This window comes from uncultured Desulfovibrio sp., from assembly GCF_944324525.1.
Taxonomy (GTDB): Bacteria; Desulfobacterota; Desulfovibrionia; order Desulfovibrionales; family Desulfovibrionaceae; genus Desulfovibrio.
The window spans coordinates 14,714-31,500 of record NZ_CALUWS010000003.1 but is presented as its reverse complement, the minus strand read 5'-3'; the positions used below and the strand labels follow the sequence as shown (position 1 = coordinate 31,500).

Sequence of the window (16,787 nt, the reverse complement as noted above, 5' to 3'; positions counted from 1 at the left end):
GGGTTATGCAGGGGATGCCTTCGGGCATCCCCTTTTTTATGGCCTATGCACAGAGCCATAAGCATCTTCCATTGGAAACGCTTTGTTGCGGTTCAAGACATGCGGCCTGTCGTTTTGCGGAAAAACGCGGTGTCTCCCCTGGTTCAGACCGGTCGGCATGGTGTGCCGCCTCGCGTTCCGCCTTTTCAAAGACAAAACGCTCATGCGCCAGGGGGGCGCAAAAAAGCGAGCCATCCGTCTGCGGGTGGTTTTTGCGTATTTGGCGAACTGGGGGGGCGCGGGCTGCCATGCGCGCCGCGGAGAAGCCCCCGCTGCAAAGCGGTGCGGCGCTGATCGCCTGTCAGTCCAATGCGGCCGACCGGATACGAAAAAGCCGGCGGAACAGCATCCCCTCCGGCTTTGAAGAAGAAAAAAAGGACTTCTTGCGAAGTCCCTGTATTTTCTGGTGGAGCTGGGGAGAATTGAACTCCCGACCTCTTGAATGCCATTCAAGCGCTCTCCCAACTGAGCTACAACCCCTTGGACAAGTCCGTATATTGCCTCAAACATCCCACGTTGTCAACAGCCGCATGCGGTGTTGCGGGACTTTTCGTCTATCTTGCCGTGGTCAGGCATGCACCTCACGCTACACGCTTTCCGTTTTTCATCCCTCGGCTTATCCGCCCTTCGGCTGCCGACGCAAAAAAGCCGCTTGAAATAACGGTCCAAGCGGCTTTGGATACAGAAAAGGGGACTTCTTGCGAAGTCCCCGTACTTTCTGGTGGAGCTGGGGAGAATTGAACTCCCGACCTCTTGAATGCCATTCAAGCGCTCTCCCAACTGAGCTACAACCCCTTCGGACAAGGTGGATATTGCCGAAAACGCCCCTCGTTGTCAACGAAAAAAATTCAATCTCTCGAAAAAATTTTTCCGGGCGTCATATCCTTTGGAACCAGCGGGTTACTTTTCCGCCGCCAGCTTCGCCATGACCTTTCCGCTGGCTTCCAGCGCCTTGGCCAGCACATCGTCGGCCACGGCATAGGAGAAGCGGATGCAGTTGTCGTCCCCGAAGGCCGCGCCCGGCACCAGCGCCACATGGGCCTCATCCAGCAGGCGCGTGCACAGTTCCGTGGAGTTCTTCACGCTGCCGCCGTAGCAGCCGCTCACGTCCACGAACAGATAGAAGGCCCCGTCAGGCTGCGGGCAGACGGCCCAGGGCCAGCTGCGGATGACCTGCATGGCCATGTCCCGCCGCCGCTGGAAGGCTTCCAGCATGGGCGTGAGGCAGTCCAGCGGGCCGTTGAGCGCCGCCACGGCCGCCTTTTGCGCGATGGAGCAGATGTTGGAGGTGCTGTGTCCCTGCATGCTGGAGATCTTCTTGATGAGATCGGGATGGGCCACCAGGTAACCCACACGCCAGCCGGTCATGGCGAAGCTCTTGGAAAGGCCGCCCAGGATGGCGATTTCTTCCGGGCGGCGCACGAAGTGGTGGATGGCGCTGGCCATCTTGGCCGGCGCAAAGACGAGCTGATCGTAGATCTCGTCACAGAGCACGAAGACGCCGTGCGCATGCGCCCATTCCAGCAGGGCGTCCAGTTCGGCGGCGGTGTAGACCGCGCCGGTGGGGTTGCTGGGCGAATTGAGGATGAGCAGCCGGGTGCGGCTGGTGACGTGCTTGTCCAGCATGGCCGGAGTGATCTTGAAGCCCTGGGCCGCGGAGGCCTGCACGATGACGGGCGTCCCGCCGGCAAGGCAGACGATGTCAGGATAGCTCAGCCAATACGGCGCGGGGATGAGCACCTCGTCGCCGGGGTTGATGGTGGCCTGCACGAAATTGTAGAGCGCGTGCTTGCCCCCGGCGGAGATGATGGTATTCTCGGCCTTGATGTCGGCGTCATAAACCTTTTTGAAGTAGCCAGCCACGGCCTGCCGCAGTTCGGCGATGCCGGGCACGGGGGTGTAGCGGCAGAAGTTGTCGTCGATGGCGGCCTTGGCCGCTTCACAGATATGTTTGGGCGTGGGGAAATCCGGCTCGCCCACGGCAAGGCTGATGACCTGCACCCCCTGTTCGCGCAATTCCATGGCGCGGGTGTTGACACTGAGGGTCAGGGAAGGTTTGATGGTGCGCAACCGTTCGGAAATCTGCATGTGGGACTCCTTGCAAGCTTGAGTGTCCCGCAGGGCGGCCCATCCGTCAGCAGGGACAACGGTCAACGGTAGCAATTTCCCCCAACGCTGTAAATTGACGCCGCCCCGGCGGACAAGGATAGCCCATGCCTGAGACTTCCCCTCCCGCTCCGCTTTTGCCCCATGCCCGGCCCTGCCTCTGCGGCATGTTCCTGCGCCGCCACAAGCGCTTCAGCGTGGAGATGCGCCTTGACGGAAAGGATGTCTGGGTGCACAGCAACAACTCCGGCAGCATGCTGGGTCTGACCCGTCCCGGCAGCCCCATGCTGGCCAGCCCCGCCGCCAATCCCGCCCGCAAGCTGCCCTATACGCAGGAAGCCATCTGGCTGGGCGAAGTCCTCCCGGACGGTCGCGGCGGCGTCCTGCCCGGCGGCAGGGGCTTCTGGGTCGGCGTCAATACCGCCGTGCCCAATCGCCTGCTGGAGGCCGCCTTCCATGCCGGCAGGCTCCCCTTTGCCGCGGGCTACGCGCAATGCCGCCGGGAGGCCGTGCGCGGGCAGAGCCGGCTGGATGCCTGCTTCACCGCGCCGGACAGGCCGCCGCTCTGGGTGGAATGCAAGAACGTCACCATGACCGAGGACGATGCGGCCTGTTTCCCCGATGCGGCCACGGAGCGCGGCCGCAAGCATTTGCGGGAACTCATGGATATCGTGCGTTGCGGCGAACGGGCAGCCATGTTTTATCTGGTGCAGCGGGCGGACGGCCGATGTTTCGCGCCGGCGGACTTCATCGACCCCGAATACGCGGATCTGCTGTACGCGGCCGTGGCGGCCGGGGTGGAGATCTATCCTTATCGGGCAGACATCTCCGCACAGGGCGTCGATCTGGGCGAGCAGCTCCCCCTGCGGCCCCAGGGAGCGGCGTGACCGCCATCGAGCCGGGCGTGCCGCCGTTCCGTAAAAAAACGCCTCCTCTCGCGAGGCGACAGACAGGGAGACTATCATGGTGGAATTTTTGGCTCTGCTCGTCATGAGCGCCGTGGCCGTGGCGGGTCTTGCCGCCGGCATCAGCTTCTTCGCCCAGATCGAACGCCGGCCGGCACTGGGCTGGGCCGCCTTTCTGGTGGGCTGTTTCCTGCTCTTCTGGGTGCTCGGCCTCTGGGAGGGGGCGGGCATGCACGCCTGGGGCGTGCTCGGCATCGCTTTCGTCCTGCTGCTGGCGGGGGCCTACGTCCTCCTGAAGCTGGCCCGGCGCTTCTGGCGGCAACGGCAGGAACGCCGGGCCGGTCAGGAGCGCGGCGGCAGATAGGCCCGCTTTCCCGCGTCCGGTCTCGTCCGTTGGCCGCATGACCGCAAAAGGGGAGGAAAGAGCGCAGATCGCGGCCGGCCCTCTTGCGGTGGAGGCGGGAAACGCGCACAATCCCTGCGGCGGACGGCGGCTCCGCCCGGCCCGAGTCAGGCGGAAAAACCGCGTTTTTCTCGCGAAACGACAGGCCGTAGGGTTTGAAACGCAGAGCGTATCAAACAGAAATTGCTCTAAAAGAGGTGTTCGGCATGGCATACCGTTTCCTTCCCCGGTATTCGGCGGATGAACTGGCCCGCATCCAGCTTGACGGCTTGCGCTTCACCGTGGCGCAGGCCCTGCGTTCCCCCCAGTATCGGGAAAAGCTCGCCGCCTGCGGCGTCGAGCCCGGCGACATCCGCAGTCTGGATGATCTGCGCCGCCTGCCCACGGTGGACGTGGACGATCTGCGGGCGGGCTATCCCCTGCCCCTCCGCTGCGTGCCGGAAGAGGAGATCGTCCGCATCCACGCCTCCAGCGGCACCACGGGCAAGCGCAAGATCCTTGCCTATACGCAGAAGGACATCGAGACCTTCAGCCTCCAGATGGCCCGCTGCTACGAGCTGGCGGGGCTGACCCCGGCCGACCGCATGCAGGTGGCCGTGGGTTACGGCCTCTGGACGGCGGGCGCGGGCTTCCAGCTCGGCAGCGAGAAGCTGGGCATGCTGACCATCCCCGTGGGGCCGGGCAATCTGGACATGCATCTGCAGCTGCTGCGCGATCTGGGGGCCACCTGCTTCGGGGCCACGGCGTCCATGGCCCTGCTCATGGCCGAAGAAGTGGAGCGGGCGGGCATCCGCGACGAGCTGAAGCTGAAAAAAGTCATCTGCGGCTCGGAGACCCGCAGCGAAAAGATGCGCCTTGCCATCGAAAGCAAACTGGGGCTTGAGGCCAGCTACGACATCGCGGGCATGACCGAGATGTACGGGCCGGGCACGGCCATGGACTGCGACGCCCACGAGGGCCTGCACTACTGGGCGGACCTCTTCATCATCGAGGTGGTCGATCCCGAGACGCTCCAGCCCCTGCCCGTGGGCGAGGTGGGCGAGATGGTGGTGACCAGCCTGCGCAAGGAAGCCGTGCCCCTGCTGCGTTACCGCACCCACGACCTTTCCCGCCTTTTGCCCGGAGAATGTTCCTGCGGCCTGAGCATGCCCCGTCATGACCGCATCCTCGGCCGCTCGGACGATATGATCATCTTCCGCGGGGTCAACATCTATCCGGGGCAGATCATGGACGTCATCGGCGGTTATCCCGAGCTGGGCGGCGAGTATCAGGTGGAGCTGCGCCGGGACGAGCGGGCGCTCGATCACATGACGCTCACCGTGGAGCGAGGCCCGCAGGCCTCCGCCGACGGCGACGCCGCCCTGGCCGAGAGTCTTTCCCGCCGCCTGCACAAGGCCATCCTGGCCCGTGTGGACGTGCACATCTGCGATCCGGGCAGCCTGCCGCGCACCTTCAGCAAGTCCAAGCGCGTGGTGGATCTGCGGCAGTAGGCCGCTCGAGCGGGCGGATGCGGCCTAAGCCGTCCGTCCCGCTTGACAGAGAGGCTTTCCTCACATAGGCAGAGAACAGCATATCGCGGGGAATTCCGTGCGAATCGGAAACAGTCGCGCTGCGGTAAGAGGGTACGGAGCTTCACGGACAGCAGTCTGTCCGGACAGCCAGTCGCGCAAGCGGTGAAGGCGAAGCAAAGGCCGGCGGCGGAGGCCGCCCTACTCCCTCAAGTCCGAAACCCGCTCATTATCCACACCTTAACGCGTCATTGAGGAGGATCCATGTCGCACATCCAGCATTTCCCCCGTTTTTTTGTCCTGCTGCTTGCCCTCTGGCTCGTCGGCCTTCCCCTTGCCGCTCAGGCGGAGACAGGGCCGCGTGAGGGCCTGCTCATCGTGGCCTTCGGCACCAGCGTGCCCGAAGCCGTGCCCGCTCTGAAAGCTCTTGATGCCGATTTCCGGGCGGCCTTCCCCAAGGCTGCCGTGGAGTGGGCCTACACTTCCCAGATCATCCGCAAGAAGCTGGCCGAACGGGGAACGCCCGTGGGCGGCATCAGCGAAGGGCTGGCGGCCCTTGCCCGCAAGGGCGTGAAGGTCGTCCGCGTCCAGTCCCTGCACGTCATGGCCGGGGAAGAATTCAGCGCGCTGGAGCGTGCCGTCCTGCTGGACGTCAAGGCGCATCCCGGCCGCTTCGATGCCGTCTATCTGGGCCGGCCCCTGCTGGAGTCCCGGCGCGACGCCCGCGAGGTGGCCGCCGCCGTGCTGGAGAGCTGCGGCGGACGGGCTCCCGGCGAGGGGCTGGTGCTCATGGGGCACGGACAGGCGCACGGCCGGGCGGATCTGGTCTTTGAAGGCATGCGCCGGGCCTTTGTCGAGGCGGACGGCCTGACCTTCATGGCCTCGGTGGAAGGTTCGCGCACCTTCGATGACCTGGTGCGGGAGCTTGCCGTCCGCAAGCTGGAAACGCTCTGGCTGCAGCCCTTCATGATCGTGGCCGGCGACCATGCCCGCAACGACCTTGCCGGCGAGGACGCGGACAGCTGGGCTTCCCAACTGCGCAAGCGGGGCTATCAGGTGAAGACCAACCTGCTGGGCATGGGCGAGATCGCCGGCGTCCGGGCCGTGCTCATCCGGCATGCCCGCGAAACGAAGGATGACCTCACGCGGGAACCGGTCAAGCCGTAACCGCGCATCCGGCGTCATGCATCAAGAACGGACGGTCTCCGCCTGCCCCGGCGAGACCGTCCGTTCGTCATTGGGAGCCGGGAAATACGTCTGGACAGGGGCGGGAAGCCAATGGTAAGAACATCCTTTGTTTGTTAAGGAAAAGATCCGCTATGCCGCTGTCCGGCAGTACCGATGGGGATGCTATGCCACAAGCCCGCCGCATAGGCGTGACCATGCGCGTCGTTCGTTCCGACTATGGCGAAACGCGTGATGCGCTGGCCCGTGACTGGCCTGTCCTGTTTGAAAGGCTGGGGCGTTGGGGCGGCTATGCGCCGGACTGGCTCATGCTGCCCAATACGGGGGAAGACTGCGTGGCTTTTGCCCGGCGGCAGGGCGTCCGGGGGCTGCTCCTGACCGGCGGCGACGACATCGGCGCGACGCCCGACCGGGACGCGACGGAAACTGCCCTGCTCCGCTGGGCCGAACAGGAAGGCCTGCCGGTAATGGGCGTCTGCCGGGGGGCGCAGCTGCTGGCCTGTCAGGCCGGCGCGCGGCTTGTTCCCCTTGCGCCGGCGCGGCATGTGGCCGCCCGGCATGCCGTCGTTCGGCTGACGGCGGCGGGAAGCGCCGTCGGACTTCCGCCCGCCGGGGAGAGGGGCGAGGTCAATTCCTATCACGCCTGGGGGCTGGAGGTCGCCGGTCTGCCCGCCTGTCTGATCCCGCAGGCCGTCTGCCCGGATGACGGCAGCGTGGAGGCATTCGCTCATGCTGCTCTGCCGTGGCGGGGCATCCTCTGGCATCCCGAACGCGAGGCGGTCCCCGCTCCCTGTGATCTGGCCCTGTTGCATGCCCTTTTTACCACAGACCGAGACATCCGCACGCCATGACCCCGTCCTCCGCATCCACCACTCCCGCACCCGGCACCAAGGCGGAAACGCTGGCCCTGCTGCATGCCCACGCCTTCCCGGTGCCGCCACTGCTCTACTTTACCCGCGCCCGCTGGACGGCCGAGCCGGAGGCCGTCCTTGCCGAGATCGCGACGCGTTTTCCCGCCGTCTCGCTGGCCGTGCGGTCGTCCGCCCGCGGGGAGGACAGCGGCACGGCGTCCCTGGCGGGCGCTTTCGACAGCGTGCTGCATGTGCCCTCGCAGGATGCCGCGGCCCTGCGGGACGCCATCATGAAGGTGGTCTCCCGTTACAGTCATGACGAGGATCAGGTGCTCGTCCAGCCCATGATCCCCCATGTGGCCATGAGCGGCGTGGTCATGACCCGCACGCTGGATGACGGCTCCCCCTACTATGTCATCAACTATGACGATATCTCAGGACGTACGGACACCATCACCAGCGGCAGCGGCATCAGCAAGACGGTCTACATCTACCGGGGGGTAAGGGCGGAATATTTCGATTCGCCCCGTCTGCGCGCCGTGCTGGATCTGGTGCGGCGGCTGGAAAGCTTCTTCGACGGTCTGCCGCTGGACGTGGAGTTCGTGGTGGATACGCAGGCTGCGGTGCATCTGCTCCAGGCCCGGCCCATCGCGGCCGCGCGGCACTGGCGCGCCCAGGTGGCGGAGGCGGTCTCCCGGCATATCCGCCATGTGGAGACCTATGCCCGCGACATCATGGCCCCGCGCCCAGGGCTGGCGGGCAGGCGGAGCATGCTCGGCGTCATGCCGGACTGGAACCCGGCGGAGATCATCGGCGTCACGCCGCGTCCGCTGGCCATGAGCCTCTACCGTGACATCATCACCCGGCAGGTCTGGCGTCTGGCCCGCCGTCAGATGGGCTACCGGGCCCTGCCGCCGGTGGAACTCATGCTCTCGCTCGCCGGACGGCCCTATATCGACGTGCGCGCCAGCTTCAATTCCTTCTTGCCGGACGGCGTGCCCGATCCGGTGGCCGAACGGCTGGTGGACGCCTGGACGGACCGCCTCGATGCGCATCCGGAGCTGCACGACAAGATCGAATTCGCCATCGTGCCCACCGTGCTGGACTTCGACTTTGACGAGACCTTCCGGGAGCGCTACCCGGAAACGCTCTCCGTCACGGAACGTCTGGCCTACAAGGCCGCCCTGCGCCGCCTGACCAACCGGGCCCTGCGGCCCGCCGGGCAGACGCCCGCTCCCGGCAGTCTGGAAAGGGCCCTGCAGGACGCCCGCGAACTGGAGGCGCGTCAGCAGGGGCTTACGCTCTCTGCCCTGCCGTCGGGGACGCCGTTTTCGCTGGCGGCGTCGCTCATCTCCCTGCTGGAAGAGTGCAAGGAATGGGGCACCCTGCCTTTTTCCGTGGCTGCCCGGCATGCCTTCATGGCGGAAAGCCTGTTGCGTTCCGCCGTTCGTCGCGGAGCCCTGAGCGAGGAACGGTTGGCCGCCTTCAAGCGGACCATCCGTACGGTCTCCGGCGAGCTTTCGCACGATTTTGCCGAGGCGGTGCGTCATCCCGAGCGGCGTCCCGCCTTCATGGAGCGCTACGGCCATCTGCGGCCCGGCACCTACGACATCCTGACGCCCTGTTACGCCCGGCGCGACCTCTTCAGCGGAGCGGCGCAGTCGCCTGAACCGCCGCAGCCCGCGGCCTTTGCCCTGACGCCCGCCGAGCATGAGGCGCTCAGCCTGCTGCTGGATGAGGCCGGGCTCGACTGCACGCCCGACCGTCTGCTGGACTATGCCCGGCAGGCCATCGCGGGGCGCGAGCGCGTCAAGTTCATCTTCTCGCGCCATGTCTGCGCCGTGCTGGAGACCATCGCCGCCTGGGGCGAACGGCTGGATCTCGACCGCGAGGCCTGCGCCATGCTGCCGCTGGACGTCATCACCGGCAGCCTGCACGCCCCCCTGCCGGACGAGGCCCGTCCCTACTATCTTTCCGTCATCGCGGAACAGCGCCGCCAGCATGAGCTGGCCCGTTCGTTGCGGCTCGCGCCCCTCATCCGTTCGGAGCGGGACGTCTATGTGGCGGCTCAGCAGCGCAGCGAGCCCAATTTCATCACCCGTTGCCGCGTGGAAGCGCCGGTGACGGTGCTGGACGGCGGCGAGGCCGGCGCCGGGGAACTGGAAGGCCGCATCGTCTGCATCGAGAGCGCGGACCCCGGCTACGACTGGCTGTTTACCCGCCACATCGCGGGCCTCGTCACCTGCTACGGCGGGGCCAATTCCCACATGGCCATCCGCTGTGCGGAGTACGGCCTGCCCGCCGCCATCGGTTGCGGCGGCATCCTTTACGAGCGCGCCGGCAAGGCGGGGCTGCTGTTGCTGGACTGCGCGGGAAAACGTATAACGCCCCTGCATGCCGAGGTATGAATGAAAGCGCTGATCCTTGCCGCCGGACGCGGGTCCCGGCTGCGCGAACTGACCGACGACAGGCCCAAATGTCTGGTATCCCTTGCGGGCAAGCCGCTGCTGCGCTGGCAATATGACGCCTTGTGCGCCGCGGGCGCGAAGGAGGTGCTGGTGGTGCGCGGCTATCTGGCGGAGCGCCTCGTGCCCGAGGCCGCCGGTCTGCCGTCCGGGGCCTTTGCCACGGTGGACAATCCGCGTTGGGCGCACTGCAATATGCTGGCCTCCCTGCTTTGTGCGGCCCCGTGGCTGGACGCGGCTTTCGGCGGCGGCGAGACGGAAGTGGTCGTCAGCTATGCGGATATCGTCTATCCGGCGGAGCATGTGCGGGCCCTGTGTGCCGGGGGCGGCAGCCATCCCGTATCCCTCACCTACGATACGCGGTGGGAAGCCCTCTGGCGCATCCGCTTTGCCGATCCTCTGTCCGATGCCGAGAGCTTCGCCTGTCGGGACGGCCTGCTGTGCGACATCGGCCGCAAGCCCTGCGGCATGGACGATATCCACGGCCAGTACATGGGCCTCCTGCGGCTGACGGCGCAGGGCTGGCGGACCGTTGCCGCCGTCTGCCGGGAGCTTGGCGACGCGGTGGATCGCACCGACATGACGAGTTTCCTTCGCCTGCTCCTGGAGCGCCAGATCCCTGTGGCGGCCGTTCCCGTGGAGGGGCGCTGGTGCGAGGTGGACGATCAGGACGATCTGCGCGCCTACGAGAGCCGTCTTGCGCAGGGCGGCTGGGAACATGACTGGCGCTGAGGAGGCGCGGCCTTTGAGCATGCGCGCACAGGGCTTTCTCGAAGCTGGAGGATCCGGAGGCATCCCGCATGAAACATGGTGACTTTACGGCGCTGGCGGAAAAGTATGCCGACTATCGCCCCGGCTATGCGCCCCTGATCGCCGAGGTCTTCGTCCGCCTGAGCGGACAGGCGCAGCCCCGCTGCGTGGACGCCGGCGCGGGCACGGGCATCTGGTCGCGGCAGCTGGCGGCGGCCGGCGCGCGGGTGGACGCCGTGGAGCCCAATGACGCCATGCGCGAGGCCGGGCAGCGGCAGAGCGGCGTGTACGCCATCAGCTGGCATGCGGGCTCGGCCGAAGATTCCGGGCTGGAGGGCGGCGTCTTCGATCTGGCCTGCATGGCCTCCTCCTTCCACTGGCCGGATTTTGACGCCGCCGTGCGGGAGTTCCACCGTCTGCTCAAGCCGGGAGGGTATTTCATGGCCCTCTGGAATACCCGTTACTATGAATCCAATCCGCTGCTGGTGGAGATCGAAGAGCATCTGCGCAGTCTGGCCCCCGACATGCAGCGCGTCTCTTCCGGCCGTTCGGCCTTCTGCAACCAGCTGACGGAACGCCTTGCCGCCTGCCGCGAGTTCGATGAGGTCATTTATCTTGAAGGTCGCCATATCGAACATCAGACTCCCCAGCGGTATCTGGGACTGTGGGAGTCCGTCAACGACGTGCGCGTGCAGCTTGGCGAAGAGAAGTTCGCCGCTTTCCTTGCCTATGTCCGGGAAAAGACGGCGGAGCTCCATGACATCGAAGCCGAATACCTGACGCGGGCCTGGATCGCCCGCCGGGCGAAGTAACCAAAACACCATTACCAGGGAGGGCGCTTTGGCGGATGCCGGGGTGTCCCCCGCTCATCGGAGGATCTCATGAAGACAGCCTGGGATTACACCACGCTGGCCCAAAGCTACCTCAAGCGTCCGGATTATGCCCCGTCCGCTCTGGAGGACATTTTCCGCATCGCCGGACTGAAGGCGGACGATCTGGTGTGCGACATCGGCGCGGGCGTCGCCCACTTCACCCTGCCGCTCGTCCGTTTCGGCTGCCGGGTGGACGCCGTGGAGCCCAATGACGCCATGCGGGCGCTGGGCACGCAGCGCACGGCGGACTTCCCCACGGTGCACTGGTATGAAGGCACGGGCGAGCACACCGGCCGGCCGGCCGGGGCGTACGACTTCGTTTCCTTCGGGTCCTCCTTCAATGTCTGCGATCGCGCCGCCGCCCTTGCCGAGACCCACCGTCTGCTCAAGCCCGGCAAATGGTTCGTCTGCCTCTGGAACCACAGGGATCTGCAGGATCCCGTGCAGCAGAGCATCGAGGACATCATCAGGAAGGCCATCCCCGAATACGGCTACGGGACGCGCCGCGAGGATCAGACCGACGTCATCCGCGCGTCCGGCCTGTTCACGGACATCACCTCCGTTCAGGGAAAAGTGGAGCACGCCCAGAGCCCGGCGGAGATCGTGGAGGCCTGGCGCTCGCACTCCACCCTGCACCGGCAGGCGGGCGACAAGTTCGCGTCCATCATCGCGGAGATCGAACAGTATCTTGCCGGGCTCGGCCGGGACAGCATCGCCATCCCCTATACGACGCGGGCCTGGCTTGCCCGCCGCGCGGACTAAGACGCCATGAGCGCACAAGGGCGCGTTTTCTGGATCACCGGGCTTTCCGGCGCGGGCAAGAGCACGCTGGCCCGTGCCCTGCAGGCCCGCCTGCCGCAGTCCGTCCTGCTTGACGGCGACGAGCTGCGCGCCGTGCTGGGCGCGACGCGCTCCGGTTTCGACCGGGAAAGCCGTCTGGAGTTGGCCGCCACCTATGCCCGGCTCTGCAAGCTGCTGGCCGGACAGGGGCAGACGGTCATCATCGCCACCATTTCCCTGTTCCACGAGATCCACGCCTGGAACCGGGAAAATCTGCCCGGCTATCTGGAGATCTTTCTGGATGTGCCGGAGGAGGTCCGCCGTCAGCGGGATCCCAAGGGGCTGTATGCCGCGGAGCAGACCGGCGTCGTGCGCCAGATGGCCGGAGCGGGAACGCCGGTCGATCTGCCGCGGGCCCCGCATCTGGTGCTGCCCACGGCACGCCTTTCGCTGGAAGAGTGCGTGGAGGCCGTCCTTCGTCTGGCGGAGGAACGCGCCTGAGCCCGCGTGGTTGGGACGGAACACGAGGCGGCGGCACAGCGCCGCCCGGCCCGAGTGAGCGGAAGTCCCGCGTTTTTTCCGCGAAACGACAGGCCGTATGGTTTGGGATGCACAGCGTTCCAAACGGAAAATGCTCTGGAACAATTCCACATTGAAAATGTGGATTGCTCTGGTAGTCGCGAGAGCGGCTACCCGCAACCGAACACACGGAAAAACCACGCTTTTTCCGTCGTGTGAGGGCAGCGTCAGCAGGGAAATGGGACACGATTTCCCTGCGAATCCGCTTTAACGAAAAGCCGGGCCGCCCTGTCGGGACGGCCCGGCTTTTTGCATTGCGGGGCGGTTCACCGGCGGCGGCGCGGCAAGTGCGGCAGATGGGGCAGGTGCAGCATGGGGCCCACGGCGATGCCCAACGCCCCCAGGACCACGACGCACGCCCCCAGCAGACTGATCAGCCCGATGCTGTCCAGCGGGTAGGCCGTAGGCCACAGGCTGTGCAGCAGGGACTCCAGCGCCAGCGAGAAGAGCGGCGTGGTCGCCACCACGGCGCTGACCTTGGCCGCATGCCAGATGCTCATGGCTTTGGTGAAGGAACCGTAGGCCACCAGCGTATTGATGCAGGCAAAGATCAGACAGACGAGCTGCACGGCGTCCACGCGCAGGATGTCCGTGGGCGTGGCCAGCGGCGCAAGGGCTACGGCGCAGCAGGGATAGATGACCCGCAGGATGCGGGTAGGCGTAAGGTGGCGCAGCAGCACCTTCTGGGCGAGACCGTAGGTGGCCCAGACCAGCGCGGCGGATCCCCCCAGCAGCATGCCGAAGGCAAAATCGCTGTCGCCGCCCCAGAGCAGCCCCAGCCGGGTGTTGAAGAACAGCAGCAGGCCGGACAGCAGCAGGCCGACGCCCACCGCCTGCACGGGCAGGAAGGCTTCCCGCAGGATGAAGACCCCGCCCAGCAGGAGCAGCACCGGGCCCGCCTGCGCCAGGATCTGACAGGCCGAGGCGCTGAGGTAGGCCACGGAGGAATTGAAGAACACGAAATTGGCCCCCAGCCCGGCCGAGGCCACTGCCAGCAGCAGCCAGGTGCGCCGCCGGGAGAGCGCCGCCGGGGCGGGAGAAGATGCCGGAGCGGCCGCCGGTTGCTGCCCGCGTGAGGCACGCATGGCCGGGGCGCACCATATCCAGACCGCCGCCACGCAGAAGCGCAGCCACACCAGCGTCACCGCATCCATGACCGGCAGCACATGTTTCACCGCCAGCGGCAGTGCTCCCCAGAACAGCGCCGTCAAAAGCGCCAGCAGCAAACCCGCGCCATTGTTCCCCAACCTCATGCGGAAGCCTCCGTCGGATAGTCCCTGTAGAGCGTTTTGTCCTTGAAAAGGGCGGAACGCGAGGCGGCGGCACAGCGCCGCCCGGCCCAAACCAAGCGGAAAAACCGCGTTTTTTTCGCGAAACGCCAGGCCGTAAGGTTTGAAACGCTTCGTGTTTCAAACGGAAAATGTTCTAAAGGATGCGGACTGCGCCCGGCCCCGGCAGCTGACTGCGCCATGCCTGCGGCGGCAGTCCGTTTCAGGGGTAGGAAATAGACGGCGCAAGGTCAAGTCCGGTGGGAAAAGGCGGCATGGACAGCAAATGCGGACAAAAGTCAAGAGGCATTCTCGCTTGACTGTTTGACCGAACAGGAATCAAATACGGACTGCGGTCGCAGCGCATACCGCGACCGCAAAGGGTAATCATCTATGTCTCGAATCGTATTTCTGGAAGAGCGCTGCAAGGGCTGCCGTTTGTGCATGGAAGCCTGTCCGGCGCAGATCATCCGCCCCGCCGGGAGGTTCAACCGGCAGGGCTACGAAGTGATGGAAACGGAAGGCCGCTGCACGGGGTGCGCCTCCTGCGCCCTCATGTGCCCTGATACGGCCATTCGCGTGTTCCGCGACAAAAGCGGAGGCAAGACGGCATGAATGACGGACGCATCCTCATCAAGGGCAACGAGGCTGTGGCCTATGGCGCGCTGGATGCCGGCTGCCGCTGCTATTTCGGCTATCCCATTACCCCGCAGAACGAGATCCCCGAAGCCATGAGCCGTCTGCTGCCGGAAAACGGCGGGCAGTTCGTGCAGGCCGAGAGCGAGCTTGCCGCCAGCGCCATGCTGCTGGGCGCGGGCTCCTGCGGCATCCCGGCCATGACGTCCTCCTCAAGCTGCGGCATCGCGCTCATGCAGGAATCGCTTTCCTACATGGCGGGCAGCCAGATCCCCGGCGTCATCGTCAACATGATGCGCGGCGGGCCGGGCCTCGGGGACATCGGCCCCTCCCAGGGGGACTACTTCCAGGCGGTCAAGGGCGGCGGCAACGGCGACCACCGCAATTTCGTGCTCGCTCCGTCCACGGCGCAGGAATGCTATGACTTCATGTTCCGCGCCTTCCGGCTGGCCTTCACCTTTGCCAATCCCGTCATGGTGCTCGGGGACGCCATCGTGGCCCAGATCAAGGAAGGCGTGCGGCGGCAGCCGCCCGCCGATGCCCTGACGGCCGACGGCTACGCCGCCCTGTCCGCCCCCTGGCGGCTGGAAGGCTACGGCAAACGCGGGCCGGGCGCAGGGCCGCGCCTGCTCAAGTCGGTCTATCTGGCCGAGGGCGCGCTGGCCGAGCGCAATGTGCTGCTCATGCGCAAGTACGAGGCTATGCGTGCCCATGTGGCCTGGGAGGAATGGCAGTGCGAGGACGCCGAGCTCATCGTGGTGGCCTTCGGTTCCGTGGCCCGCATCGCCCGCAGCGCCGTCCGGCAGCTGCGTGAACAGGGCTGCCGCGTGGGCCTGTTCCGTCCCGTCACGCTCTTTCCCTTCCCGGAGGCGGCGTTGCGCCGCGTGGCGCGCGACCGTCGCCTGCTGGTCATGGAGCAGAACACCGGCCAGATGGTGGAGGACGTGCGCCTGGCGCTGGACGTGCTGGCCCGCCGTTCCACGGTCAGCTGGCACGGCATCATGCCCGGCATGTTCATCGGCGCGGACGACCTTGTGGATCCCATTCTCACCGCACTCAGGGAGGACTGACATGCAGGACGCGACTTCGGACGAACGCCTGCGCCCCGGCGCGGGCGAGGAACTGGTCTTCGACGCCACGCCGACCCTGGCGCACAAGCCGACGCACTACTGCCCCGGCTGTCATCACGGCATCGCTCACCGTCTGGTGAGCGAAGTGCTGGATGAACTGGGCCTGGCGGAGCGGGCCATCCTTGTGGCCTCGGTAGGCTGCTCGGCCTTCAGCTACGATTATTTCAACGTGGACGCCGTGGAGTCCCCGCACGGACGCGCCTGCGCCGTGGCCACCGGCATCCGCCGTGCCCGGCCGGAAAGCATCGTCTTCACCTATCAGGGGGACGGGGACATGGCGGCCATCGGGCTGGCGGAGTCCGTGCATGCCGCCAATCGCGGCGAGAACATCACGGCGGTCTTCATCAACAATACGGTGTACGGCATGACCGGCGGCCAGATGGCCCCCACCACCCTGCTGGGCCAGAAGACCACCACCACCCCGCTGGGCCGTCACCTGCTGGGCGAGGGCGGCCCCATCCACATGAGCGAGATCATGGGCGGGCTGGCCGGTGTGGCCTATGCCGAGCGTTGCGCCCTCGACAGCGTGAAGCACATCCGGCAGGCCAAAAAGGCCTTGCGTACGGCCTTCAGCTGTCAGATGCAGGGGCTGGGCTTCAGCTTCGTGGAACTGCTGGCCGGCTGTCCGACCAACTGGCATCTGGATCCCCTGAAAGCCAATCGCCGCATCAGCGAAGAGATGATCCCCGTCTTCCCGCTGGGGGTCTTCCGGGACGTGCGGGAAGAGCGCAAACAGAGCGAGGTGCAGGCATGAGCGGCTATCAGGACGTCATCATGGCCGGTTTCGGCGGGCAGGGGGTCATGCTCATCGGCAACCTGCTGGCCCAGGCCGGACTGGAACAGGGGCTGGAAGTGAGCTTCATCCCCGTGTACGGCGCGGAGATGCGCGGCGGCACCGCCAACTGCACCGTTGTGCTGGATACGCACCCCGTGGGCTCGCCGCTGGTCAACCGGCCCATGTCCGCCATCATCCTCAACGAGCCTTCTTTGCACAAGTTTCAGCCGCGGCTGCGGGAGGACGGCGTGCAGATCGTCAATGCCTCGCTGGTTTCCCGCGAGCTGCTGGATGGACGCAAAAGGACGGTCTACATCCCGGTCAACGACATGGCCCATGAGCTGGGCAACGTGAAGATGGCCAATGTGGTCGCCCTGGGCGCGTGGCTGCGGGCGACCGGGGCGCTGGACCCGGAAGCGGTCAAGCAGGCCATGCACAGCGTGGTCAACGCGCATTACGCCAAGCTCATCCCCGCCAACATCAAGGCGCTGGAAGCGGGCTACACCTTTGCGGCCTGACGGCCGTCATGCCCGCT

Annotated in this window: 16 protein-coding genes, 2 tRNA genes and 1 riboswitch; of the genes, 14 read left to right on the top strand and 4 right to left on the bottom strand. The window is 66.1% G+C overall.

What is annotated here, in order from left to right; translation table 11 throughout:
- Positions 1-443 precede the first annotated feature (443 nt).
- The 3 genes from Q0K12_RS01595 to Q0K12_RS01585 all read right to left on the bottom strand — a co-directional run bounded on the left by Q0K12_RS01595 (position 444) and on the right by Q0K12_RS01585 (position 2,127).
- A tRNA-Ala gene (locus Q0K12_RS01595) sits at positions 444-519 on the bottom strand.
- A gap of 239 nt (positions 520-758) precedes the next feature.
- Positions 759-834 (bottom strand) — tRNA-Ala (locus Q0K12_RS01590).
- Positions 835-939: 105 nt separating this feature from the next.
- Positions 940-2,127: a pyridoxal phosphate-dependent aminotransferase gene (locus tag Q0K12_RS01585; protein ID WP_297259793.1), complete on the bottom strand. Its 1,188-nt coding sequence runs from the start codon at positions 2,125-2,127 to the stop codon at positions 940-942.
- Between the two features lie 125 nt (positions 2,128-2,252).
- Between Q0K12_RS01585 and sfsA the strand changes: the two genes are divergently transcribed.
- The 10 genes from sfsA to Q0K12_RS01535 all read left to right on the top strand — a co-directional run bounded on the left by sfsA (position 2,253) and on the right by Q0K12_RS01535 (position 12,365).
- Positions 2,253-3,032: a DNA/RNA nuclease SfsA gene (sfsA, locus tag Q0K12_RS01580; protein ID WP_297259791.1), complete on the top strand. Its 780-nt coding sequence runs from the start codon at positions 2,253-2,255 to the stop codon at positions 3,030-3,032.
- Positions 3,033-3,108: 76 nt separating this feature from the next.
- Positions 3,109-3,414: a hypothetical protein gene (locus Q0K12_RS01575; protein WP_297259790.1), complete on the top strand. Its 306-nt coding sequence runs from the start codon at positions 3,109-3,111 to the stop codon at positions 3,412-3,414.
- Positions 3,415-3,659: 245 nt separating this feature from the next.
- The gene (locus tag Q0K12_RS01570) at positions 3,660-4,943 is read left to right on the top strand and encodes a phenylacetate--CoA ligase (protein ID WP_297259788.1); all 1,284 of its coding nucleotides are present in this window, start codon (positions 3,660-3,662) and stop codon (positions 4,941-4,943) included.
- Positions 4,944-4,992: 49 nt separating this feature from the next.
- A riboswitch (cobalamin riboswitch) is annotated at positions 4,993-5,206 on the top strand.
- Between the two features lie 19 nt (positions 5,207-5,225).
- On the top strand, positions 5,226-6,128 hold the full coding sequence (locus Q0K12_RS01565) for a sirohydrochlorin cobaltochelatase (RefSeq protein WP_297259786.1): 903 nt from the start codon (positions 5,226-5,228) through the stop codon (positions 6,126-6,128).
- Between the two features lie 185 nt (positions 6,129-6,313).
- Positions 6,314-6,997 carry a gamma-glutamyl-gamma-aminobutyrate hydrolase family protein gene (locus tag Q0K12_RS01560; protein WP_297259784.1) on the top strand — a complete coding sequence of 228 codons (684 nt, stop codon included), beginning with the start codon at positions 6,314-6,316 and terminating at the stop codon, positions 6,995-6,997.
- Positions 6,994-9,405, top strand: a complete 2,412-nt coding sequence (locus tag Q0K12_RS01555) for a PEP/pyruvate-binding domain-containing protein (RefSeq protein ID WP_297259782.1) — start codon at positions 6,994-6,996, stop codon at positions 9,403-9,405. The genes Q0K12_RS01560 and Q0K12_RS01555 overlap by 4 nt, the downstream gene beginning before the upstream one ends.
- Positions 9,406-10,194, top strand: coding sequence for a phosphocholine cytidylyltransferase family protein (locus Q0K12_RS01550; RefSeq protein WP_297259780.1), 789 nt, complete (start codon positions 9,406-9,408; stop codon positions 10,192-10,194).
- 68 nt (positions 10,195-10,262) lie between these two features.
- The gene (locus Q0K12_RS01545) at positions 10,263-11,024 is read left to right on the top strand and encodes a class I SAM-dependent methyltransferase (protein ID WP_297259778.1); all 762 of its coding nucleotides are present in this window, start codon (positions 10,263-10,265) and stop codon (positions 11,022-11,024) included.
- Between the two features lie 69 nt (positions 11,025-11,093).
- Positions 11,094-11,846: a class I SAM-dependent methyltransferase gene (locus Q0K12_RS01540; RefSeq protein WP_297259776.1), complete on the top strand. Its 753-nt coding sequence runs from the start codon at positions 11,094-11,096 to the stop codon at positions 11,844-11,846.
- A gap of 6 nt (positions 11,847-11,852) precedes the next feature.
- Positions 11,853-12,365 (top strand): adenylyl-sulfate kinase, encoded by a 513-nt coding sequence (locus Q0K12_RS01535; RefSeq protein ID WP_297259774.1) that lies wholly within the window; start codon positions 11,853-11,855, stop codon positions 12,363-12,365.
- Between the two features lie 344 nt (positions 12,366-12,709).
- Here Q0K12_RS01535 and Q0K12_RS01530 read toward each other — a convergent pair whose 3' ends face one another.
- A complete protein-coding gene (locus Q0K12_RS01530) occupies positions 12,710-13,696 on the bottom strand; it encodes a DMT family transporter (RefSeq protein WP_297259773.1) in 987 nt (328 codons plus the stop codon).
- Between the two features lie 408 nt (positions 13,697-14,104).
- Here Q0K12_RS01530 and Q0K12_RS01525 point away from each other — a divergent pair, with 408 nt between their 5' ends.
- The 4 genes from Q0K12_RS01525 to Q0K12_RS01510 are packed head-to-tail and all read left to right on the top strand — an operon-like array spanning position 14,105 to position 16,770.
- Positions 14,105-14,326 (top strand): 4Fe-4S binding protein, encoded by a 222-nt coding sequence (locus tag Q0K12_RS01525; RefSeq protein WP_297259771.1) that lies wholly within the window; start codon positions 14,105-14,107, stop codon positions 14,324-14,326.
- Positions 14,323-15,417 (top strand): 3-methyl-2-oxobutanoate dehydrogenase subunit VorB, encoded by a 1,095-nt coding sequence (gene vorB / locus Q0K12_RS01520; protein WP_297259769.1) that lies wholly within the window; start codon positions 14,323-14,325, stop codon positions 15,415-15,417. The genes Q0K12_RS01525 and vorB overlap by 4 nt, the downstream gene beginning before the upstream one ends.
- 1 nt (position 15,418) lies before the next feature.
- Positions 15,419-16,231, top strand: a complete 813-nt coding sequence (locus Q0K12_RS01515) for a thiamine pyrophosphate-dependent enzyme (RefSeq protein WP_297259768.1) — start codon at positions 15,419-15,421, stop codon at positions 16,229-16,231.
- Positions 16,228-16,770, top strand: coding sequence for a 2-oxoacid:acceptor oxidoreductase family protein (locus tag Q0K12_RS01510; protein ID WP_297259766.1), 543 nt, complete (start codon positions 16,228-16,230; stop codon positions 16,768-16,770). The genes Q0K12_RS01515 and Q0K12_RS01510 overlap by 4 nt, the downstream gene beginning before the upstream one ends.
- Positions 16,771-16,787 lie beyond the last annotated feature (17 nt).